We start from the raw sequence: 22,647 nt of genomic DNA, 5'->3' as shown, positions 1-22,647 counted from the left end.
TTGTCAACTCGTTTATTCAGGAAATTTATTTTTTCAACAATAAGATTTCAAAATTTGGGTCGCCACGCTTGCCGGCACGGGCGAATACGTGTGCGGCTCCATGGTCTGGCTGGCCCGTCCCTGCGTCAGCGAGCGAAGTTGCGTCGCGTATCCGAACATCTCCGCCAGCGGCGCGTAGACCGTCAAAATACGGAATTTCCCTCGCTGATTCATCTCTTTGATCTCCGCCCGCCGGCGGTTGAGGTCGGCCGTCACCGCCCCGAGAAACTCCTCGGGCGTCGTCACGCTCAATCGCATGATCGGCTCGAGGAACACCGGGGTGGCCTTGAGCACGGCGGCGTTGAACGCCATGGCCCCGGCCTGCTGGAAGGCGATGTCGCTGCTGTCGACGGGGTGATACTTTCCGTCCGTCAGCGCCGCGCGAACGTTGAGCATCGGGTATCCGGCCAGCGGTCCGCTGCCGGCGGCGTCCTTGACGCCCTTGCCGACCGACGGAATATATTCGCGCGGAACGCTTCCGCCTTTGGTCTCGTCGACGTACTCGATCGTCTCTTCGTGATCGCGCACCTCGCCGCCCAGGGGCTCCACGCGAACCACCGCCACGGCATACTGCCCGTGCCCGCCCGTCTGGCGGATGAACCGCCCTTCCGCCTCGGCGGCGCCGAGAATCGTTTCTTTGTACGCCACCGACGGGCGACCGACGCGCACCTTGAGGCCCATGTCGCGCGTGAGCTTGTGCGTGATGATTTCCAGGTGCAGCTCGCCCATGCCCGAGATGGTCGTCTGACCGGTCTCGGCGTCGTAGCGGTAGCTGAAGCTGGGATCCTCGCGCCGCAGCGTCTCCAGGGCCGTGCCCATGCGCTGCTTGTCGGCGTTGGTTTCCGGCTCGATCGACAGCGTGATGACCGGGTCGGGAAAATCGAGCTTCTCCAGAACGATGGGGTTCTTGGGGTCGCACAGCGTGTCGCCGGTGATGCTGTTCTTGAGTCCGACGAGGGCGACGATGTCGCCGGGGAGGGCTTCGTCGCGGCGGATGCGCTGCTTGGCGTGCATCTCCCAGATGCGCGAGACGATTTCCTTGCGGTCCTGCGTGCTGTTGAGCACGCGCGTACCGCTGGTGAGCGTGCCGCTGTAAATCCGGGCGAAGTTCAGGTCGCCATGCTGGTCCGAGGTGATCTTGAACACCAGCGCCGAGAACGGTTCGGCGGGGTCAGGCTTGCGCTGGACGATTTCTTCCTGGCCGCGCATCGACGCCAGGCCGCTGACGGCAGGGACGTCCATCGGGCTGGGCAGATAGTCCACCACGCCGTCGAGCAGCTTGCGCACGCCGATGTGCTGCAGCGCGCTGCCGCAGAATACCGGGTGCAGTTTGCCCGCGACGGTGCCCTTGCGGACAGCGCGTTTGATCTCGGCTTCGCTGACGGGTTGGTCGTGGAGATACTTCTCCATGACGACCTCGTCGAAATCGGCGGCCTTTTCCAGCAGGTCGTGACGGGCCTTCTCAACGGCGTCATGATATTGCGGGGGAACGTCTTCCTCGCGGATGACTGTGGCCACCTCGGCGGCGTCGTAGTAGTACGCCTTGCGGCGGACCAGGTCGATCTGTCCGAGAAAGTCGTCGCCGCTGCCGATGGGCAGTTGCATGACGATAGGATTGCTGGGCAGGCGGGAGACGATCTCGCCCATGACGTTTTCGAAATCGGCGCCGGCGCGATCGAGCTTGTTGATGAAGCACAGGCGCGGCACGCGGTAGCGGTCGGCCTGGTGCCAGACGGTCTCCGTCTGGGCCTCGACGCCGCCGACGGCGCAGAAGACCGCCACCGCCCCGTCCAGCACGCGCAGCGAGCGCTCGACCTCGATGGTGAAGTCGACGTGACCGGGCGTGTCGATGAGGTTGATCGCGCAGTCGTCCCATTCGAGCGTGGTGGCCGCGGAGGTGATCGTGATCCCGCGTTCCTGCTCTTCGGGCAGGTAATCCATGACAGCGGTGCCCTCATGGACCTCGCCGATCTTGTGCGTGCGACCGGCGAAGAAGAGGATCCGTTCGCTGACGGTGGTCTTGCCGGCATCGATGTGGGCCATGATGCCGATGTTTCTAAGTTTTGTCAGGTTCTTGGCCATGTATCGTTCTGTATCTTTCAGTGGCTCGCCGCGCACAACTGCACCGGTCGACGACAGGTTGCCCTGCGCAGACTCGATTCAAAGTCGATGCCGGAAAGCCCCAAGGGGACCGTTCCAAAGCACTGCCGCAGGTGGCGGCAGGCGCCGATCTTCAGGCAGATCGGCCCGGTTGTCCTATCTCATGCGGAGGCGGATACGGTGGCACAGGCTTTCCAGCCTGTGTCTTGCACAGCCTGGAAAGGCTGTGCCGCCCGCTTGCCGGCACTGCCGGCCGACGATCGTCCTGGAACCATCGTCGCCTTCTCTGAGCCCCGGCCTCGGGCGTCCTCTCGCGAGGTCCGTCCCAGCCGGGGTCGCCCGTCGCGTCTCGGCCAGCGGTTCCAGGGGAACATCCGCCGGCGGCGGGCGATTCAACTACCACCGTTTTCGGCCGGGACAGTGACACAGGCTTTCCAGCCCGTGTCCACACAGCCTGGAAAGGCTGTGCCACCCGGCTTCGGGTGTGTCAAACTCTGCACTGCAACAAAAACAATAATACGTTTCAAACGGTTGGCCTGGCGATAGCTTAAGCGCGTCGCCCTGCTTCACCGCACATACGCTTCTCCATGGCAACCGGACTAAACACGAACCCGTGTCGCCATGCCGCCCCCTGCAAAAGCTTACCAGGCAAAGTGGGCGAAGGCCTTGTTCGCGTCGGCCATGCGATGCACGTTCTCGCGCGTCTGCATGGCGGCGCCTTCGCCGCGATACGCGGCCATCAGCTCGTCCGCAAGGCGGACGCAGGTGGGGCGGCCTTTGCCGGACCGCACCGCTTCGCGCATCCATCGGATGCTCAGCGACAATTGCCGCTTGGAGCTGACCTGCATGGGCACCTGGTAGTTGGCGCCGCCGACGCGTTTGGACCGCACCTCGATGCGCGGCTTGACGTTGTCGAGGGCCTTCTCGAACACCTCGATCGGCGGGGCGTCCTTGATCTTCTTGGCAATGATGTCCAGGGCGCCGTAGAACATGCTCTGGGCGGTGGACTTCCTGCCGTCCAGCATGAAGCAGTTGATGAACTTGCTGGCCAGCTTGCTGCCGTAGCGGGGGTCCGGTGACAACTGCTTCGATGACGCTGTGAATCGTTTGTATGCCATGGCTTATTTGGGCCTCTTCGCGCCGTACTTGCTGCGACTCTGGCGGCGGGCTTCCACGCCCAGCGAGTCCAGCGAACCGCGAACTATATGGTACCGGACGCCAGGCAAGTCGCGCACACGACCGCCGCGAACCAGCACGATGCTGTGTTCCTGCAGGTTATGATCGACGCCGGGAATGTAGGCCGTCACTTCCTTGCCGTTAGACAACCGCACGCGGGCCACCTTCCGCAGCGCCGAGTTGGGCTTCTTGGGCGTGACGGTCTTGACCAGCAGACACACGCCGCGCCGCTGCGGGCAATGCTCCAGCGCCAGGTTCTTCTTCTTGGCCGATTGCTTTCGCCGCGGCCTCCGCACCAACTGGTTAATCGTCGGCATCTATCAAACCTCGTAAACGGTTTTCCGTAATCAGGAATCAGTAATCCGTAATCGGTAATCAGTAATCGGTTATCAGTCTTGCCGGGGCACCATGTCACCCAGCCTTTACTGGTTACTGGTTACTGCTTTTCTCAATCTTGCCCGGTCAGCGCCTGCTGCACGGCGCGGGCGATCTCGTCCTGGCTCATGGCCGTGTCTTCCTCGCGACCGCTGAGCTCGGAGATATCCACCGCACGCTTCATCCGCATCTCGAGGTACGGGCGGAAGCTCGTGCCCGCCGGGATCAAGTGCCCAAGGATCACGTTTTCCTTCAGCCCGCGAAGCTCGTCGATACGCCCGGCCAGCGACGCTTCCGTGAACACCTTGGTGCTCTCCTGGAAGCTGGCCGCCGAGAGGAAACTCTCGCTCTGCAGCGACGCTTTGGTAATACCCAGCAGCAGCGTCTTGGCGGTGGCCGGTCGGCACTTCTTGCTCTTGGCCGGTTGACCGCCGTTTTCCTTGGCAGCCGCGTTGGCCACCTCGACCTCTTCCCGCACGACGGTCGTGTCAACGACAAGCTTGGTGTCGCCGGCATCGACAATCTTCAGGCACGAGGCGAGCCGCTTATTCTCTCCGATAAACTGGAACTTGTCAACAACGTCTCCAGGAAGGAGATTACTATCGCCGACGGTCTCGACCATGACCTTGCGGAGCATCTGGGCGAGGATGACCTCAACGTGCTTGTCGTTGATGGTCACGCCGCTGGTGCGGTAGACGGCTTGCACTTCGCCCAGCAGGTACTGCTGCAGGGCTTCTTCGCCGCGGATGGCGAGGATGTCGTGAAGCACCAGGGGGCCTTCAGTCAGCGGGTCGCCGGCCTCGACGTAGTCGCCGGTATGCACCAGCAGGTGCCGGTCGTGCGGGACGTGGTGCTCGCGCTCCATGCCCGACTCGCTGCGGACGATGATGGTCATCTTTCCGCGGCGCTTGTCGGTGCGCAGTTCCACGCGTCCGGAGATTTCCGCCATGGCGGCAGGGTCTTTCGGTTGGCGCGCCTCGAAGACTTCGGTCACGCGCGGCAGACCGGCGGTGATGTCTTCGGTTCCACTGACCTCTCGGGGCTGGCGGGCCAGCAGCTCGCCGGGCTTGACGTTCTGCCCTTCTTCGACCTCAATGCGGGCCTTGGCGGGCAGGTAGTGGAAGTCCAGCACCTTGCCGTCCTTGTCCTCAATGACGATTCGCGGGTGCATCTCGCCTTTGTGCTCGATGACGATCAGGCGGCGGGTTCCGGCCTTCTCGCTCTCGATGCGGACGGTCTCGCCTTCTTCGACGTCCTGGAACTTGACGGCGCCGGCGGCCTCGGCCAGGATCGGCGTGCGGTGCGGGTCCCAGACCACCAGTTGCTGGCCGATCTTGACCTTCTCTCCGTCCTTGACCAGGATCGTGGCGCCGTAGGGCACCTTGTACTTGTCGAGCTCGCGGTCCTTGTCGTCGAGGATGGCCAGTTCGCCGTTGCGCTTCAGGGCGACGATGCGGCGATCTTTGCCGCTGCCGGCCTCGACGGCGTTGAGCTCGCGGTAGTGAACCGTGCCCCCTGCCGTGGCGACGACGTCCGAGGCCACGACCGCGCGGGTGGCCACGCCGCCGGTGTGGAACGTCCGCATGGTCAACTGCGTGCCCGGCTCGCCGATCGACTGGGCGGCGATGATGCCCACGGCCATCCCTTCCTCGACCAGCGCCTGCGTCGAGAGGTCAAGACCGTAGCACTTGGCGCAAAGTCCCAGCGAGGCATCGCACATCAGCGGGCTGCGAACGCGGATGGACTCCATGCCCAGCTCTTCGATCTGGCGGGCCATGACGTCGCTGATGACTTCGTTTTCCTTGACGATCGTCGTGTCGGTGATCGGGTTGACGATGTTCTCTCGGGCGATGCGCCCGACGATGACTTCGCGAAGCGGCACGTCGACCTGCTCGCCCTTGTAGATGGCGCTCTTGGGCACGCCGCGCTTGGTGCCGCAGTCGTGACCGGTGATCACCACGTTCTGAGCCACGTCGGCGAGTTTGCGCGTCAGGTAGCCCGAGTCGGCGGTCTTCAGCGCCGTGTCGGCCAGACCCTTGCGGGCGCCGTGCGTGGAGGAGAAATATTCCAGCACCGTCAGGCCTTCGCGGAAGTTGGCTTTGATGGGCGTCTCGATGATCTCGCCCGACGGCTTGGACATCAGGCCGCGCATGCCGGCGAGCTGGCGGATCTGGTCGATGTTGCCGCGGGCGTTGGAGTGGAACATCAGCCAGATCGGGTTGAGGTAGTTCGGGTCGTAGCTGCGCTTGTCGGTCTGCAAAGCCGTCAGCAGACTCTTGGTGACCTGCTCGCGGGCGTGAATCCAGATGTCGACGATCTGGTTGTTGCGCTCGCCCTCGGTGATGGCGTCGGCGTGGAAATCTTTCTCGATGGCATCGACGCGGACCTGCGCGTCATCGAGGATTTTCTTCTTCTCCTCGGGCACCTTCGCGTCGGTGATCCCGAACGACAGGCCTGCCAGCGTGGAGTACTTGAAGCCCAGTTCCTTCATGTCGTCGAGCAACTGCAGCGTCGCGGCGCGACCCATCACCTGGTAGCAGTCGCTGATGACGCGGTTGGCGCCCTTGGAACCCAGGGCGTAGTTGTAGAACGCCATCTGCGGCGGAAGGATGTCGTTGAAGATGCAGCGCCCGGCCGTGGTGATGATGCGCCGGTTCTCGGGCGTGTAGCGGCGATCGATGTCGATCACGTCGCAGTCGCGGTCCAGCCGCACGACCACCTTGGCCTGCATGCCGATGCGGCCAAGTTCGTAGGCGGTGATCGCGTCGTAGGGGCTGGCAAACATCGCATAATCGCCGGCCTTGCCGAACTTGATCTTCTTGACCGCATCGCTGACAAACGTGGCGCCCTGGTCGCTGGTGAGGTAGTAGCAGCCCAGGACGATGTCCTGCATGGGCATGGTGTTGGGCGCGCCGTTGCTGGGCGAGAAGATGTTGTTCGTCGACAACATCAGGCAGTGGGCTTCCGCCTGCGCCTCGACGGACAGGGGCAGGTGGACGGCCATCTGGTCGCCGTCGAAGTCGGCGTTGAAGCCTTTGCAGACCAGCGGGTGGATCTTCAGGGCGTTGCCCTCCACCAGCACCGGCTCGAAGGCCTGGATGCCCATGCGGTGCAGCGTCGGGGCGCGGTTGAGCAGGACCGGGTGCTGGTAGATGACTTCTTCCAGCACGTCCCAGATCTCGCGGTCGCGCCGCTCGAGCATGCGCTTGGCGCTCTTAATGGTGTCGGCCAGCCCGCGGTCCTTGAGCTTGCGGATGATAAAGGGCTGGAACAGTTCCAGGGCGATCTTCTTGGGCAGACCGCACTGGTTGAGCTTGAGCTCGGGACCGACGACGATGACCGAGCGGGCGGAATAGTCGACGCGCTTGCCCAGCAGGTTCTCGCGGAAGCGTCCCTGCTTGCCCTTGATCATGTCGGTGAGGCTCTTGAGCGGGCGGTTGGCCGTGCCCTGCACGGGGCGGCGGCAGCGGCTGTTGTCGAACAGGGCGTCGACGGCCTGCTGCAGCATGCGCTTTTCGTTGCGGATGATGACCTCGGGGGCGTTGAGGTCCATCAGCTTTTTCAGGCGGTTGTTCCGGTTGATGATGCGGCGGTACAGGTCGTTGAGATCGCTGGTGGCGAAGTTGCCGCTTTCGAGCAGGACCAGCGGGCGCAGGTCCGGCGGAATCACGGGGATCACTTCCATGACGATCCACTCGGGGCGGTTGCCCGAGTTGCGGATCGACTCGATAAGCTTCAGACGCTTGGACAGGTCCTTGGTCTTCTGCTTGGAGGCGGTCTTCTGCAGTTCGTCGCGGATGGTGGCGGCCTCGACGACCAGGTCCAGCTTCTCCAGCAGGAACTTGATGGCGTCGGCGCCCATGATGGCCTTGAAGGCGTCGCCGTAGGTTTCGACGGCGCTGCGATATTCGTCCTCGGTCAGAAGCTGCTTGTACTTCAGCGGCGTCTGCCCCGGGTCGATCACGACGTAGTCCTGGAAGAGGATGATCTTTTCCAGGTCGGCCGTCTTCATCGCCAGCAGCGTGCCCAGGCGGCTGGGCAGGGCCTTGAAATACCAGATATGCACGATGGGCGCGGCCAGGTTGATGTGGCCCATGCGTTTGCGGCGCACGCGGCTGTGGGTGACTTTCACGCCGCAGCGGTCGCAGATGATGCCCTTGTGCTTGGTGCCCTTGTACTTGCCGCAGGCGCACTCCCAGTCGCGCTCGGGTCCGAAGATCCGTTCGCAGAACAGACCGTCTTTTTCCGGGCGGTACGTGCGGTAGTTGATCGTCTCGGGCTTCTTGACTTCGCCGAACGACCAGCTTCGGATGTCGTTGGGCGAAGCCAGCTTGATCGTCACCGCACCGTAGTCATTGATGCGATCGTAAACGCTTTCCTGCATCATTATTCATGCTCCCGGTAAGGAGTAAGTTCCACAGTTCTAAATCAGGCGCTTCTTCTCGAGCTGGATGTTGAGGCCCAGCCCGCGAAGTTCGTTGCACAGCACGTCGAAGCTGACGGGCGTTCCGGCCTCGAGGGTGTTGGTGCCCTTGACCATCGACTCGTAGATCTTCGTGCGCCCTTCCACGTCGTCGCTCTTGACGGTCAGCAGTTCCTGCAGGGTATAGCTGGCGCCGTAGGCCTCCAGACCCCACACTTCCATCTCGCCGAAGCGCTGACCGCCGGTGCGGGCCTTGCCGCCCAGGGGCTGCTGCGTGATCAGCGAGTACGGCCCCGTCGCGCGGGCGTGGATCTTCTCGTCCACCAGGTGGTGGAGCTTGTTCATATAGATGTAGCCGACCGTGACCTTCTGCTCGAAGGCCTCGCCGGTGCGCCCGTCGTAGACGCGCGTCTTGCAGTCCTCGGGCATCTCCACCAGCAGTTCGCGGGTGTCGCCGGCCTTGCGGACCACTTCCAGGTCCTGCGCCCGCTGGCGAACGTACTCGTTGGCCTCGCGGACGCACTGGATGATTTCCGCTTCCTTGGCGCCGTCGAAGACCGGGGTGACGGCCTGGAATCCCAGGATCGCCGCGGCCCAACCCAGGTGCGTTTCGAGAATCTGGCCCAGGTTCATACGTCCAGGCACGCCCAGGGGGTTGAGCACGATGTCAACCGGCGTGCCGTCGGACAGGAACGGCATGTCCTCTTCGGGCAGGATTCGGGCGATGACGCCCTTGTTTCCGTGGCGACCTGCCATCTTGTCGCCGACGCCCAGGGCACGCTTGGTGGCCACGGTGACCTTGACCATCTCCAGCACGCCGCTGGGCAGTTCATCGCCGCGCTTGAGGTGGTCGAGCTTGCGTTCCATTTCGGCCCGCACGTCGCCGATCAGGGCCCAGAACTTGCCGTAGACTTCCTCGGCCGCGGCCTGCTGGGCGGGCTTGTCGGCCTTGATCCACTTGGGCTTGAAGTTCTCGATCTGCTCGAGGATGACGTCGTCGCGTTCAGACTGTCCGACCTTCTGGCGGGTGGTCGGGTCGATCATTTCCTTGCCCGCCACGGCGTTGATCTCGACGGCCATCATGCGGAAGATCTTCGCCATGCGAGATTCCATCGCCTCTTTGTAATCCTTGGTCTGGCGAGTGATCTCTTTCTTGCGATCTTCCGACAGGTGCGTGCGGCGGCTGAACCGCTTGGTCTCGATGACCACGCCCTCTTCGCCGGCGGGCAGTTCGAGCGAGTCGTTCTTGACGTCCTCGCCGGCGCGGCCGAAGATCGCGTGCAGCAGCTTTTCCTCGGGCGACAGTTCGCTCTTGCTCTTAGGGGCCACTTTGCCCACCAGGATGTCGCCGGGGCCGACGCGCGTCCCGACGCGGACAATGCCGTACTCGTCGAGGTTGCGCAGGGCTCGCTCGGAAACGTTGGGAATGTCGCGGGTGAACTCTTCGCGGCCGAGCTTCGTCTCGCGAACCTCGACGTCGTAGTTCTCCAGGTGGACCGACGTGAACACGTCCTGCTTGACCAGGCGCTCCGAGATCAGGATGGCGTCTTCGAAGTTGTAGCCGTCGAAGGGCATGAACGCCACCAGGACGTTGCGTCCCAAGGCCAATTCGCCGTGGCTGCAGCCCGAGCCGTCGGCCAGGATCTGCCCGCGCTTGACCTTCTGCCCTTCGACGACGATGGGCTTCTGGTTGAGGCAGGCGCGTTCGTTGAGCTTGTCGAACTTGCGCAGGTCGTACTCTTCGGTGTTGTCGATGACGATGCGCGTCGCGTCGAGGTACGTCACCGTCCCGGCGCTGTGCGCTCGGACGACCATGCCGCTGTTCTCGGCGACGGGCCTTTCCATGCCCGTGGCCACCACCGGCGGCTCGGTCCGCAGCAGCGGAACGGCTTGTCGCTGCATGTTCGAGCCCATCAGGGCGCGGTTGGCGTCGTCGTGCTCCAGGAACGGGATCAGCGCCGCGCTGATGCCGACGGTCTGCTTGGGCGAGATATCGACGTATCCGACGTCGCCGCCGCTGACCATGGCCACTTCGCCCTTTTCCCTGGCCAGCACGTGTTCGGCCGGCAGGCGAACCCGCTCGCCCTTGGAATCGACTTCCAGGGCGTCCGGCGGGGCCAGAACGCTTTCCATTTCTTCGTCAGCCCGCAGATCGGCCACTTCGCCGGTCGCTCGCCCGCGCAACACCTTGCGGTACGGCGTGGTCAGGAAACCGTACTCGTCCACGTTGGCGTAGATGCTCAGCGAACTGATCAGACCGATGTTGTTGCCTTCGGGAGTTTCGATCGGGCAGATGCGGCCGTAGTGCGAAATATGCACGTCGCGCACTTCGAAGCCCGCGCGTTTGCGGTTCAGGCCGCCCGGTCCCAGTGCCGAGAGGCGACGCTCGTGCGTGAGCATGGCCAGCGGGTTCTGCTGGTCGACGACCTGCGACAGTTCGCCGCGGCCGAAGAAGAAGTCCACGCTCGACGAGACGCTCTTGGAGTTAATCAGCTCGGCGATCTTGGTCAGTTCCTGCGGGTCCTTGAGGCTCATGCGCTCCTGGACGGTGCGGCGCAGCTTGAGCAGGCCCTTGCGCAGCTCGTCGCTGGCCAGTTCGTCGATGGTGCGCAGGCGACGGTTGCCCAGATGGTCGATGTCGTCGACGCCGCCGGCGCCGCTGCGCAGCTTGAGCATGTACTTGAGGGTGTTGAGGAAGTCTTCCGGACGCAACGTCATGTCGCTCTCGGGCACGTCCTGGTGGAACTTGCGGTTCGTGCGGAAGCGGCCGACCTTGCCCAGGCGGTAGCGGTTCTCGTCGTAGAATTTTTCGTTGAACAGCGTCTTGGCTTTTTCAAGCTGGGGCGGGTTGCCCGGACGCAGGCGGGCGTAGATGCGCAGCAGCGCCGACTCGTGCGAATCGGCCGCGTCTTCCGACAGCGTGTTGAGGACCAGCGGGTCGACCGCGGCGTCGATGACTTCGATCTTCTTGACGCTGCTGGCGACGATCTTGGTCAGCGCTTCGCCGATCTGACCGCCGGCGGGGACGATCTCCTCGCCGCTGTCGGCGTCGACGAAGGCCTCGACGAGGTACATCTGAGGGCGAAGCTCATCGGTAGGCACGTTGCGCGTCGGGTAGAACTCGCGGATGATCTGCGAGTCGGTGCCGTAGCGTTCGTCCATGGCCCGCAGGAATGTGGTAGCCGGGATCTTGCTGGACTGGTCGATGCGCATCGTCAACGAGTCTTTCTTGGTGACGATCAGCTCGATCCAGCTTCCGCGTTCGGGGATGATGCGGGCGCCATGCAGCGGGCGGTCGGTTTCCTGCGTCTCGACGGTGAAGTCGACGCCCGGGCTGCGGTGGAGCTGCGAGACGATGACGCGTTCGGCGCCATTGATGATGAACTCGCCGCCGCCGAGCATGCGGGGGATTTCACCGATGTAGATGCCCTCTTCGACCACTTCCTTGGAGTCCTTGCGGACCATGCGGCAGTGGACTTTGAAGGGCGTCCCGAAAGTCAGGCGCAGGTCGCGGCATTCCTGCGGCGTGTACCGCGGCGGGTTCAGCTCGTAGTAGAGGTATTCCAGGCGGCTGTTCTCGTCATAGCTGACGATGGGGAACACCTCGCGCAGCAGGGCCTCGAGCCCGGTGTTCTTGCGCTTGGTCGGCTCGACGTCTTCCTGAAGAAACCGGGCATAGCTCTTGACCTGGATTTCGTTCAGGTTCGGCACCGGGGCCGCGTCGCCCACCCTGCAGAAATTTCTGACTTTGTTGAATCTCAGCATTTTCATACCTCATGTCCAGCCGCCGCCGGCTGGAAGGAGACTGCTTTTCTCTACGCCAATCCGCCACCCGAAACCGGAAGAATGGAAAGATGGAATGATGGAAGAATGAGGTCGCGCCGCAGCCTCTGGCTACGACTGGAACCCATTCTTCCACTCTTCCAATATTCCATCATTCCGTGTTGTACTACTTGATCTCGACGGTCCCGCCGGACTCTTCCAGGGCCTTCTTGGCGGCCTCGGCCTCTTCCTTGGAGACGCCTTCCTTGACGGGCTTGGGGGCGCCTTCGACGAGGTCCTTGGCTTCTTTGAGACCGAGGTTGGTCAGGGCGCGGACGGCCTTGATGACCTGGATCTTCTTGTCGCCGGCGCCGGTGAGGATGACGTCGAACTCGGTCTTTTCCTCGACCTCGGCGGCAGGGCCTGCCGTGGCGGGTCCGGTCATCATGACGGCGCCGCCGGCGGCGGGCTCGATGTTATATTCGCTCTTGAGGAATCCGGCCAGTTCGACGGCTTCCTTGAGGGTCAAGGCGACGATCTTCTCAGCAAGCTCTTTCACGTTGGGGGCTACTTCTGCCATTGCTCAAACTCCTGTCACGTTTTCCGGCCTGATAGGCGGGACCACATAGTCCCATTTAAGCCCGCTTGGGCCCAATCGGCAGCCGGGGGTTATCGTCTGTCTATGCGGTCGGTTCGACCGGGGCCTGGGGCGCTGCCGCTTCAGGGGCGGGGGCGGGCTCGGGCTCTGGAGCGGCCGCCGGCGCTGCGGGCTCAGCAGGCGCTTCGGGGGCGGGAGACTTTTCTTCGATGGTCTTGAGAATCCCCGCGATTGCGCCGCCGGGTCCGACGAGGCAGCCGGCCAGCTTGGCCCCCGGTGCCAACAGGCAGGAGACAACCGTGCCAATGGCCTCGCCGCGGCTGGGATACTTGCTCAGTTCCTCAATCCGATCGGGACCAAAGGCGTCACCTTCCAGTACGGCGGCCTTGACGATCAGGTTCGGCTGATCCTTATTAATGTCAAGGAGTTCCTTCACCACGTCGACGACGCTGTCGCCGCCGGTGGCCAACGCGCAGGGACCGTCGAGCAGGTCGCCGGCGGCGTCGAGACCGACCGCCTTGAACGCCTGGCGGGCCAAGGCGTTCTTGACCACCATCAGGTGGATGCCCTTGGCGTCGAGGCGGCCGCGAATAAGGTTCGTCGAGATGGCGTCAACGCCGGTAAACCCGACGACGGCCAACCCCGAGACGCCTTCCAGACGCTTGATCAACTCCTGGCGAACGAGTTCTTTTACGGGTTTGCTCATGGATCACCTAAACTTCCAGCCGCACCGACGGGCTCATGGTGGCCGTCAGGCATGCTTTCTTGATGTACGTGCCCTTGGTCGTCGAGGGCTTGGTGCGCCGCACGTGGTCGATGAAGAACTCGATGTTCTCGACGAGTTTCTTTTCGTCGAAGCTCACCTTGCCCACCGGCACGTGGAGGTTGCCGCCGTCGTCGTTGCGATACTCGACCTTTCCGGCAGCATACTCCGTCACCGCCTTGGTGATGTCGTCGACGACGGTTCCGGCCTTGGGCGAGGGCATCTTGCCCTGGGGGCCCAGGACGCGTCCGAGTTTGGAAACGTCTTTCATCATGCCCTTGGTGGCCACGGCGACGTCGAAGTCCATCCAGCCGCCCAGGACTTTGGCGATCAGCTCGGCGGAGCCGGCCTCGATCGCCCCGGCGGCCAAGGCCTTTTCAGCGTCTGCCCCGTCGCAGAAGGCGATGACCTTTCGCGAGGCGCCGATACCGTTAGGCAGCGAGATTGCCCCGCGCATGGCCTGGTCGGCCTGCGTGGGGTCGATCCCCAGATGCATGACCAGTTCGACGGTGGCGTCGAACTTTGTCGGCGGCAGCGCCTTGAGCGCCGTGACCGCCGAAGCCACAGGCAACGCCGTCTTGGGCGCCGCCTCGAGGCTTTTCTTGAACCGCTTGCTGTGAGACCGCATGTCGATTCCCTTTGTCGCCAGACCCGCAGGCGGGTCTATTGGCTCCCACTGCTCTTGGCCCGTGGTACGGCCGGCCGCCACGAAGCGGCAACAACAGGTCCTCGATCCTCGGGATTCCCGCCCTAGGACCTAGGATCTAGGATCTAGGATCGTTTCTAGTCTTTCACCGTCACGCCCATGCTGCGGGCGGTGCCTTCGATGATCCGGGCGGCCCGGTCGATGTTGCGGGCGTTGAGGTCGGCCATCTTGCGCTGGGCGATGGCTCGCACCTGGTCCCGCGTGACAGAACCGACTTTTTCTTTATTCGGAACGCCCGAGCCCGAGGCGATCTGGGCTGCTTCTTTCAACAGCGCCGCGGCCGGAGGGCTCTTGACGATGAACGTAAAGCTCTTGTCTTTGTAGACCGTGATCTCGACGGGCACGGGCATGCCGTTGAGTTCCTTGGTCTGGGCATTGAACTGCTGGACGAACTGCCCGATGTTGACGTTATGCTGACCCAGCGCCGGACCGATCGGCGGGGCCGGAGTCGCCTGGCCGCCTGCGGCCTGGAGCTTGATCTTCGCTACGATTACTTTTGCCATCTCAACCTCATCTTTTCCAAGTTACGCCGAAACCCGGAAGCTGGAATACTGGGGTTTGGCCCCGAGGCCTGATTCCCGTTCTTCCATAATTCCGTTGTTAGGTTTTTTCCACCTGCCAGTATTCCAGCTCGACCGGGGTGGGTCGGCCGAAGATCGTCACGATCACGCGCACCAGGCCCTTGTCGGCGAGCACTTCGTCGACGGAGCCTTCGAAGTTTTCGAACGCGCCTTCCTTGATCTTGACCGCGTCGCCCTTGGCGAACTCAACGGTAACCGGCGCGCCTTCCTGGGCCTGCTGCACCTGCATGAGCATCTTGTCGACGTCGGCGCCCTTCATGGGGGTGGGCCTTCCGGCCTCGCCTATGAAGTCGCCCACGCCGGAGGTTTCGCGGATGAGGAACCAGGCCTCTTCGCCGATTCGTCCATCCTCGCCCAGTTCCATCTCGACGAAGACGTACCCGGGGTACATCTTGCGTTCGACGTATTTCTTTTCGCCGGCGCGTCCGCGCGGGCTGGGGCGCCGTTCCGTCGGGACCAGGATGCGCCCGATGCGGTCATCGAGGCCCTCGATCTTGACTTTACGTTCCAGGGCATCGCGGACGGATTCCTCTTTATTGGACGCCACCCGCAACACGTACCATTGCTTGGCCATAGAGACATTCCCTTGGTTGCCCGGTCCCACTACATCTGAAGCAGGCCGATCTTCTGGAACAGGACGACGAACAGCCAGTCCACCCCGAACAGCAGCGCTGCGATAATGAAGGAAGTCACGATGACCACCTTCGTCGAGCCGACGATCTCTTTGCGAGACGACCAGGCGACCTTCTTCATCTCGCCTTCGGTAGCGATCAGAAAGTCCGCCGACCGGACGCGGTTGACGATGTGGAACATCAACAGTCCCAGCAGCGCCACCAGCACCGTCGGAATCCCGTACTGGAGATAGATCTTCATGGAGATCCCGGCGATCTTGTCCGGCAGACCCGACAGCGTGTTGCTGAGCTGGTAGGCCCCGATGATGCCCAGGCACATCACCGCCACGAACGTCACGACTCTCGTATACTTGCCCTGACCGGGCTTGTAGATTTCGAACGCCACGCTGGTCTACCTCAGTAAGTCGTCCTGCACCGTCGGTCTCACCACCACGGCAGCGAGGACTTGAACCCCGAACCTGCGGTTTTGGAGACCGCTGCTCTACCGATTGAGCTACTGCCGTATCTTCAGAAGAAGATCCTAGATCCTAGATCCTCGATCCTAGGATCTGGGACCTAGGATCGAGGATCTGGTTTTTGCTATTTCCTCTTGATCTTATGTTCGGTGTGCGTCCTGCTTACCGGACAATACCTCTTCAGCACCAACTTGGGCGAGCCGCCTTGCACATTGACTTCCGTACGGTAGTTCAACGCGCCGCAGTCGTTGCACTGAAGCCACACATATTCTCGGGCCTTGGATTTGGCCATGAGTTACTCCAGAATCTTCGTCACCACGCCGGCGCCGACGGTGCGTCCGCCCTCGCGGATGGCGAAGCGCAGGCCTTCTTCCATCGCGATGCTCGTGTTGAGCAGCTCGACGTTCATGGTGATGTTGTCGCCGGGCATGCACATCTCGGCGCCGCCCAGCAGTTGGATCGTGCCCGTCACGTCGGTGGTGCGGAAGTAGAACTGCGGACGGTAACCGTTAAAGAACGGGCCATGGCGGCCGCCTTCCTCTTTCGTCAGCACGTACACTTCGCCTTCGAACTTCGTGTGCGGGGTGATGCTGCCGGGCTTGGCCAGAACCTGCCCGCGCTGCAAGTCTTCTTTTTCAACGCCGCGGAGCAGGCAGCCGACGTTGTCGCCGGCCTGACCGTTGTCCATGGTCTTGTTGAACATTTCCACGCCGGTCACGACGCTCTTGCGCGTCTCGCCCAGTCCGACGATCTCGATTTCGTCGCCGATCTTGATGACGCCGCGCTCGATGCGCCCGGTGCCGACCGTGCCGCGCCCCTTGATGCTGAAGACGTCTTCGATGGGCATCAAGAAGGGCTTGTCGACCTCACGAACGGGCAGGGGAATCTGCTCGTCCAGGGCCTTGACCAGATCGCGAATCGGCTGCGCGCCGGCGCCCTTGGGGTCCTTGAGGGCTTCGGTGGCGCTGCCGCGGATCACGGCCGCGTTGTCGCCGTCGAAGTTGTACTTGCTCAGCAGTTCGCGCACTTCCAACTCGACCAGGTCCAGCAGCTCCGGGTCGTCGACCAGGTCGGCCTTGTTCAGGAAGACCACGATCTTGGGCACGTTCACCTGGCGGGCCAGCAGGACGTGTTCCTTGGTCTGGGGCATCGGACCGTCGGCGGCCGACACGACCAGGATCGCCCCGTCCATCTGGGCGGCGCCGGTGATCATGTTCTTGACGTAGTCGGCGTGACCGGGGCAGTCCACGTGGGCGTAGTGGCGAATGGCCGACTGATATTCCACGTGGGCGGTGGCGATGGTCAGAATTTTCGTCGGGTCGCGGCGACCCTGCGATTCCGAGGCCTTGGCGATATCGTCATAGGCCTTGTACTTGGCCAGACCTTCGGCTTCCAGGACGGCCGTGATCGAGGCGGTCAGGGTGGTTTTACCGTGGTCGACGTGGCCGATCGTTCCTACGTTGACATGCGGTTTGTTACGCTCGAAGATTTCCTTGGCCATTGCGTTTTGCTCCTCTGTGCCTGATGAACCTGACTATACTGGAGTCGTGTTCAAAACGTTTCTTGGGCGACCGGCGGATCGGTCGCTGCTTACCTTATTCATTCACCGGGCAGGCCCCATGGCAGGAGCGCCTGATCCTGGTCGGCCTCATCCGCAGGCCATGTTGTCATTACGTTGTCTGCGACGGTCAGGTCGGACCGTCATCAAAGCTGCTGATGGGGGTCGAACCCATGACCTCGTCCTTACCAAGGACGCGCTCTACCACTGAGCTACAGCAGCGATCATCAGCAGCACCACCCAACAGCAGCCTCGACAGAACCGACAACAACAACGCGGGCGCACGGAAACTCCGTGCCCCGTGGTCACCGCCGGATATAGGTACAACCGCTACTATTGGTTGTGGGGTAGATCGTTTAGTATACGAATCCCCAAGGCCCTGTCAAAAACTTTCTGAATAAATATTTATCACGCTTACAATTTGCCGCTGATAATTAGTTCATGCGTCCAGAAGAACAAAAGCCCCAAGAACAGCAAAACGCTCAACAGCTCCTGCAGGAGGCCTTCGACGCTCACCAGCGGCTCGAAGCCGTCCTCAAGGCCCTGCCGGTCGGGGTCAACTTTTCCCTGGACCCTGACTGCAAACACGTCGTCGGCAATGCCGCCGCGCAGGCGCAGTTCGAGGTTCAGTCCCAGGATAACCTTTCCGCCTCGGCGAGCGACACCGTGGCGCCGGGGCGGCAGATCCGATACTATCACGACGGCGAACCGGTGGCCGGGCCAGACCTGCCCCTGCAGCGGGCCGTCGCCGAGAACCGCGAGATCGAGCCTGTTGAACTGGAAGTGGTGCTGCCCAGCGGCAAACGGTGGTTTGCGCTGGTGTCTGCCGCGCCGGTTCATGATCAACATGGCGCCGTCACCGGCGGCGTCGCCATCACCGTCGACATCACCGAACGCAAACGAACCGAGGAAACCCTGCGATGGAACGACCAGCGAAACGCGCTGCTGTCGCAGACGGCCGCCAGGCTCCTCCAAAGCGACGACCCCCGCGGACTGCTCGATGATCTCTGCCTGCAGGTGATGGACTTTCTGGATTGCCAGGTGTTCTTCAACTTCCTGGCCGACGAGGAGAGCGGGCGGCTGCACCTCAACACTTGCGCGGGGATCGACGCCGATGAGGCGCGTCGGATCGAGTGGCTGGACTACGGCGTGGCCGTCTGCGGTTGCGTCGCGCGCGACCGGCAGCGGGTCATCGCCGAAAACATCGCCGCCGGCGCCGACCCGCGGACGGACCTGGTGAGGTCCTATGGCATCGAGGCGTACTGTTGCCACCCGCTGCTGGTCCACGACACGCTCATCGGCACGCTGTCGTTTGGAACCGCGCGGCGCCCCCGCTTCAGCGTTGAAGAGATCGGCGTGATGGAGTCGGTGGCGAATCTGGTCGCCGACGCGATGCACCGCATCGAGACCCAGTCGCTGCTGCGGCAGCGCGAGGAGCAACTGCGCCTGTTCGTCCAGCACGCCCCGGCGGCCATCGCCATGTTCGACACGCAGATGCGATACGTCGCCGCCAGCCAGCGCTGGGTGGCGGACTACGGCTTGGCCGGGCAGGACCTGCACGGGCGCAGCCACTACGAGGTCCTGCCCGAGATACCCCAGCGATGGAAGCAGATCCACCAGCGCTGCCTCCAGGGCGCGGTGGAGCGGGCCGAGGAAGACCCCTTTCCACGCACCGACGGCAGCGTGCAATGGATTCGATGGGAGATCCATCCCTGGCATCTAAGCTGCGGCGCCGTCGGCGGCATCGTCATGTTCACCGAAGACATCACCCAGGCCAGGAACGCCCAGGAAGAAATACGCAAGGCCGAGGAGCTCAATCGCCAGACCCTGCAGGCCCTGCCCGCGCATATCGCCGTGATCGACACCCGCGGCGATATCATCGCAGTCAACCAGGCCTGGATGGAATTCGCCGACGCCAACGACGCCTCCAACTCCCCCGCCGTGGCGGTGGGCGCCAATTACTGCGCCGTCTGCCGCCGCGCCATCGACACGACCTCGCCCGAGGCCGGCGACGCCGCCAAAGCCCTGGCCGGTATCGAAGCAGTCCTCAACGGACGCCAGGAGCAGTTCACGCTGGAGTATCCCTGCCACAGTCCCAGCCAGCAGCGATGGTTCATGATGACCGTGGTGCCGCTGGGCGCCGCGGGCAAAACCGGAGCGGTCATCACGCACCTCAACATCACGTCGCAGAAGCAGGCCGAAGGCGTCCTGCGCCAATCCAAGGAAGAGCTCGAGCGGCGGGTGCAGGAACGCACGCGCGAACTGCACCTCCGTTCCCAGCAGTTGGCTCGCCTGGCGTCTGAGCTGGCTCTGACCGAGCAGCGCGAACGCGGACGCCTCGCCCAGGTGCTCCACGACGGCCTCCAGCAGTTGCTGGCCGGGGCGAAATTCCGCCTGGCCGTGCTGGAGCGGTCGCTGGACCCCGTCACGCGCGCGACGGCTTCCAACGTCAACGAGCTGCTGAACGATTCCATCGAGACCTCGCGCTCGCTCACTGCCGAACTGAGCCCGCCCATCCTTCACCAGGGCGGGCTTATCGCGGCGATGGAGTGGCTGGCGCGGTGGATGCAGGAGAAGCACGCGTTGACGGTGGAACTGGACGTTCAGGGGGCGGCGCCGGAGATGGAAGAGGACATCAAGGTCCTGCTCTTTCAGGCCACGCGCGAGCTCCTGTTCAACGTCGCCAAGCATGCCGCCGTCAAATCGGCAACCGTGCGGGTGTCGCGGATGCAGGGCTTTGTGCAGATCGTCGTCTCCGATGAAGGGGCCGGGTTCGAACCCGGCTCGCTTCCCGTCGGTGCGGCGCCGGCGGGCTTTGGCCTCTTCAGCATCTCCGAGCGCCTGGGGCTTCTGGGCGGCAGGATGGAGATCGACAGCGCCCCCGGGCGGGGCTGCCGCATCACGCTTGAAGCCGCGACGGCGATCGAGCCCCAAAGCCAACTGCCACCGGAGCGGGCGGGGCAGGGCTCAGCCACCATCCCCCATCCCTGCCAGGACGCTCAGGACAAGATCCGCGTTGTCCTGGTCGATGACCATATCGTGCTGCGCCAGGGTCTTGTCCTGCTGCTCAAAGAAGAGCCCGATCTGGAGATTGTCGGCGAGGCTTCCGACGGTCATGCCGCTATCGAGATCGTCCGCCAACTCCGCCCGGACGTGGTGCTGATGGACATCTCCATGCCGGGCATGAACGGCATCGAAGCCACGCGAGTCCTCCACGCCGAGCTGCCGCACATCCAGATCATCGGCCTGTCCATGTTCGACCAGGCCGAGCAGGCCCAAGCCATGCGCGACGCCGGAGCGGCCGAATACCTGACCAAGAGTGGCGCCTCCGACGTGCTGGTAGCCACCATCCGACGCTGCGCAAAACAAGCCACCGGCCAACAATGAATGGCGGAATGGCGGGATGGATGGATGGATGGATGGATGGTTGGATGGTTGGATGCGCCGGGTGGCATGGCGACACGCGAAGCGGGTCGCCATGAACGGGCGCGGGACTGACGCAGAGTGACACTTCGTCCTCGTCCTCGTCCTCGGTTTTTTCTACAACCGAAGCGGCTTAACGTTTCGCCTGGGGGTCTTCCTGCTTGGACTCATCCCCAACGCCGCGGATGGCCCAGCGTGCCAGGTGCAGGCGGCTGTTGTCGTCGATCTTGAGCACGACTTCGTCTTCGCGCACCTCGACGACGCTGCCGATGATCCCGCCGATGCTGGTCACGCGGTCGCCCTTCTTGAGGTTCGACAGCATCTCCTGCTTCTTGGCCGCCTGCTTCTTCTTGTTGCGCCCCATGAACAACCACATCAGCACCACCGCGCCGAGCATCACCCAGATGAATGGGCCTGAACCCTTATCGCCCTGCGCCGGCGACTCCGGCGTTCCAGTCGCCGGCTGCGTCGCGCCGTTGGTTTGTCCGGCCGGCGCCGGCTGAAGCTGAGGAGTCTGAGGGGCCGTGGCCGGTTGGCCATTGCCCAGATTGTCAGCCGGCTGCTGGGCGTGAACCGCTCCGGCCAAGGCTGTCATCAGTAGTCCAATTGCAAGTGCCGCAACCGTCATCCGCATTTCGTAGTCCCTTTCTATCGCGGTCGATCTTCGACCTTCGAGGAAGTGTACCAGAGAACCGGGCATAAGAACAGTTCGAAGTTCGAAGCGATACGGGCACCGACTCTGGCTCGCCGCTTCTCACTTCGAACTTCGACCTTCGAACTTCGAACTCTCATTGCCCGCCTCCATCGCCGCCAGCCACTGCCGCGCACGCAGTTCCAGGTTCCCTTCGACGATCGCGCCGCGGATGGCGGCCATGAACTGCGAAAAAAAGTGCAGGTTGTGAATCGTCATCAGCGTCGGCCCGAGCATCTCGCCGGCCATGAACAGGTGGCGGATCGTCCCGCGGCTGAAGTTGGCGCAGGTGTAGCAGTCGCAGGCGGCGTCGAGGGGCGAGCGGTCGTTGGCGTAGCGGGCGTTCCGCAGCCGCATGCGGCCGCCCCAGGTGAAGGCCTGGGCGTTTCGGGCGTTGCGGGTGGGCAAGACGCAGTCGAACATGTCCACCCCGCGCAGCACCGCCGCCAGGATGTCGCGTGGTTCGCCCACGCCCATCAGGTACCGCGGGCGGTCGGCGGGGAACTGCTCGTGGATCGCCTCCAGCACAGCCACCATCGGCTCGTGACCCTCGCCCACGCTGAGCCCGCCGATGGCGTAGCCGGGCAGGTCCAGCTCGACCAGGCGAGCGGCCGACTCGGCCCGCAGGTCCAGATGCACCCCGCCCTGCTGAATGCCGAACAACGCCTGCCCCCCCGTTTTAGCGGCGGAGCTTGCCCCGCGCGTTTGGCTGCACACGCTTCCGCCTCCAGCGGCGTCCCCATGGCGACCCGCTTCGCGTGTCGCCATGCCACCCAGCCAGGCCTCTTTGCACAACTGGGCCCACAGGGCGCTGCGGCGGACGGCCTCGGTCACCTGCTCGCGGGCGGCTTCGCCGGGGGCGCACTCGTCGAGCTGCATGATGATGTCGGCGCCCAGGGCCTGCTGCACCTCGATGGCCCGCCGCGGCGTGAGCATGACCTCCGAGCCGTCGATGTGAGAACGAAAGGTCACGCACTGGTCGTCGATCTTGCGCAGGTGCGCCAGCGAGAAGACCTGGTACCCCCCGCTGTCGGTAAGGATCGGCCCGTCCCAGGCCATCATCGTATGAAGCCCCCCCAGCGCCGCCACGGTATCGGGCCCCGGCCGCAGCAGCAAGTGGTACGTGTTGCCCAGCACCATCTGCACCCCGCACGCGCGAAGCTGCCCCGGCGTGACGCCCTTGACCGTGCCCGCCGTCCCGACCGCCATGAACACCGGCGTGGACACCTGCCCATGATCCGTAGCCAGCACGCCCGCCCGCGCGCGGCCGTCAGTCTTATCTACCTGAAAGCTGAACATGGGGTGAGGATACACTCACATGAACGCCCCAGGCAAGCGCGCTGTTGCTCCTGACGAGTCACCACC

General features: G+C 63.4%; 16 protein-coding genes and 2 tRNA genes. 1 reads left to right on the top strand and 17 read right to left on the bottom strand.

The window, feature by feature from the left end:
- Nucleotides 1–33: 33 nt before the first annotated feature.
- The 15 genes from fusA to ABFD92_15240 form a co-directional block, all read right to left on the bottom strand.
- Nucleotides 34–2,121: an elongation factor G gene (gene fusA / locus ABFD92_15310; protein MEN6505906.1), complete on the bottom strand. Its 2,088-nt coding sequence runs from the start codon at nucleotides 2,119–2,121 to the stop codon at nucleotides 34–36.
- A gap of 659 nt (nucleotides 2,122–2,780) precedes the next feature.
- Nucleotides 2,781–3,257, bottom strand: coding sequence for a 30S ribosomal protein S7 (rpsG, locus tag ABFD92_15305; protein MEN6505905.1), 477 nt, complete (start codon nucleotides 3,255–3,257; stop codon nucleotides 2,781–2,783).
- Nucleotides 3,258–3,260: 3 nt separating this feature from the next.
- Nucleotides 3,261–3,632 (bottom strand): 30S ribosomal protein S12, encoded by a 372-nt coding sequence (gene rpsL / locus ABFD92_15300; protein ID MEN6505904.1) that lies wholly within the window; start codon nucleotides 3,630–3,632, stop codon nucleotides 3,261–3,263.
- Nucleotides 3,633–3,763: 131 nt separating this feature from the next.
- Entirely contained in the window at nucleotides 3,764–8,074 is a 4,311-nt protein-coding gene (gene rpoC, locus ABFD92_15295) for a DNA-directed RNA polymerase subunit beta' (GenBank protein MEN6505903.1), read from the bottom strand.
- A 39-nt stretch (nucleotides 8,075–8,113) separates the two neighbouring features.
- The gene (gene rpoB, locus ABFD92_15290; GenBank protein MEN6505902.1) at nucleotides 8,114–11,884 is read right to left on the bottom strand and encodes a DNA-directed RNA polymerase subunit beta; all 3,771 of its coding nucleotides are present in this window, start codon (nucleotides 11,882–11,884) and stop codon (nucleotides 8,114–8,116) included.
- A 178-nt stretch (nucleotides 11,885–12,062) separates the two neighbouring features.
- Nucleotides 12,063–12,455, bottom strand: a complete 393-nt coding sequence (gene rplL / locus ABFD92_15285) for a 50S ribosomal protein L7/L12 (protein MEN6505901.1) — start codon at nucleotides 12,453–12,455, stop codon at nucleotides 12,063–12,065.
- Nucleotides 12,456–12,555: 100 nt separating this feature from the next.
- Nucleotides 12,556–13,179 carry a 50S ribosomal protein L10 gene (gene rplJ, locus ABFD92_15280; GenBank protein MEN6505900.1) on the bottom strand — a complete coding sequence of 208 codons (624 nt, stop codon included), beginning with the start codon at nucleotides 13,177–13,179 and terminating at the stop codon, nucleotides 12,556–12,558.
- Nucleotides 13,180–13,186: 7 nt separating this feature from the next.
- On the bottom strand, nucleotides 13,187–13,864 hold the full coding sequence (rplA, locus tag ABFD92_15275) for a 50S ribosomal protein L1 (protein ID MEN6505899.1): 678 nt from the start codon (nucleotides 13,862–13,864) through the stop codon (nucleotides 13,187–13,189).
- A 155-nt stretch (nucleotides 13,865–14,019) separates the two neighbouring features.
- Nucleotides 14,020–14,445, bottom strand: coding sequence for a 50S ribosomal protein L11 (gene rplK, locus ABFD92_15270; GenBank protein MEN6505898.1), 426 nt, complete (start codon nucleotides 14,443–14,445; stop codon nucleotides 14,020–14,022).
- Nucleotides 14,446–14,542: 97 nt separating this feature from the next.
- Nucleotides 14,543–15,097: a transcription termination/antitermination protein NusG gene (gene nusG / locus ABFD92_15265; GenBank protein MEN6505897.1), complete on the bottom strand. Its 555-nt coding sequence runs from the start codon at nucleotides 15,095–15,097 to the stop codon at nucleotides 14,543–14,545.
- A 29-nt stretch (nucleotides 15,098–15,126) separates the two neighbouring features.
- Nucleotides 15,127–15,540 (bottom strand): preprotein translocase subunit SecE, encoded by a 414-nt coding sequence (gene secE, locus ABFD92_15260; protein ID MEN6505896.1) that lies wholly within the window; start codon nucleotides 15,538–15,540, stop codon nucleotides 15,127–15,129.
- A gap of 45 nt (nucleotides 15,541–15,585) precedes the next feature.
- Nucleotides 15,586–15,658: transfer RNA gene (locus tag ABFD92_15255), tRNA-Trp, on the bottom strand.
- Nucleotides 15,659–15,734: 76 nt separating this feature from the next.
- Nucleotides 15,735–15,902, bottom strand: coding sequence for a 50S ribosomal protein L33 (gene rpmG / locus ABFD92_15250; GenBank protein ID MEN6505895.1), 168 nt, complete (start codon nucleotides 15,900–15,902; stop codon nucleotides 15,735–15,737).
- Nucleotides 15,903–15,905: 3 nt separating this feature from the next.
- The gene (gene tuf, locus ABFD92_15245; protein MEN6505894.1) at nucleotides 15,906–17,111 is read right to left on the bottom strand and encodes an elongation factor Tu; all 1,206 of its coding nucleotides are present in this window, start codon (nucleotides 17,109–17,111) and stop codon (nucleotides 15,906–15,908) included.
- A 207-nt stretch (nucleotides 17,112–17,318) separates the two neighbouring features.
- Nucleotides 17,319–17,390, bottom strand: a tRNA-Thr gene (locus ABFD92_15240).
- Between the two features lie 219 nt (nucleotides 17,391–17,609).
- Between ABFD92_15240 and ABFD92_15235 the strand changes: the two genes are divergently transcribed.
- Nucleotides 17,610–20,555: a PAS domain-containing protein gene (locus ABFD92_15235; GenBank protein ID MEN6505893.1), complete on the top strand. Its 2,946-nt coding sequence runs from the start codon at nucleotides 17,610–17,612 to the stop codon at nucleotides 20,553–20,555.
- A 169-nt stretch (nucleotides 20,556–20,724) separates the two neighbouring features.
- On the opposite strand, the gene yajC is transcribed toward ABFD92_15235, so the two are convergent.
- Nucleotides 20,725–21,186 (bottom strand): preprotein translocase subunit YajC, encoded by a 462-nt coding sequence (yajC, locus tag ABFD92_15230; protein ID MEN6505892.1) that lies wholly within the window; start codon nucleotides 21,184–21,186, stop codon nucleotides 20,725–20,727.
- A 159-nt stretch (nucleotides 21,187–21,345) separates the two neighbouring features.
- Nucleotides 21,346–22,581, bottom strand: coding sequence for a tRNA guanosine(34) transglycosylase Tgt (locus ABFD92_15225; protein MEN6505891.1), 1,236 nt, complete (start codon nucleotides 22,579–22,581; stop codon nucleotides 21,346–21,348).
- Between the last annotated feature and the right edge of the window lie 66 nt (nucleotides 22,582–22,647).

The organism is Planctomycetaceae bacterium, assembly GCA_039680605.1.
Classification (GTDB): Bacteria; Planctomycetota; Phycisphaerae; order SM23-33; family SM23-33; genus JAJFUU01.
The sequence above is the reverse complement of the archived record's forward strand: the minus strand, read 5'-3'. Positions and strand labels throughout refer to the sequence as shown.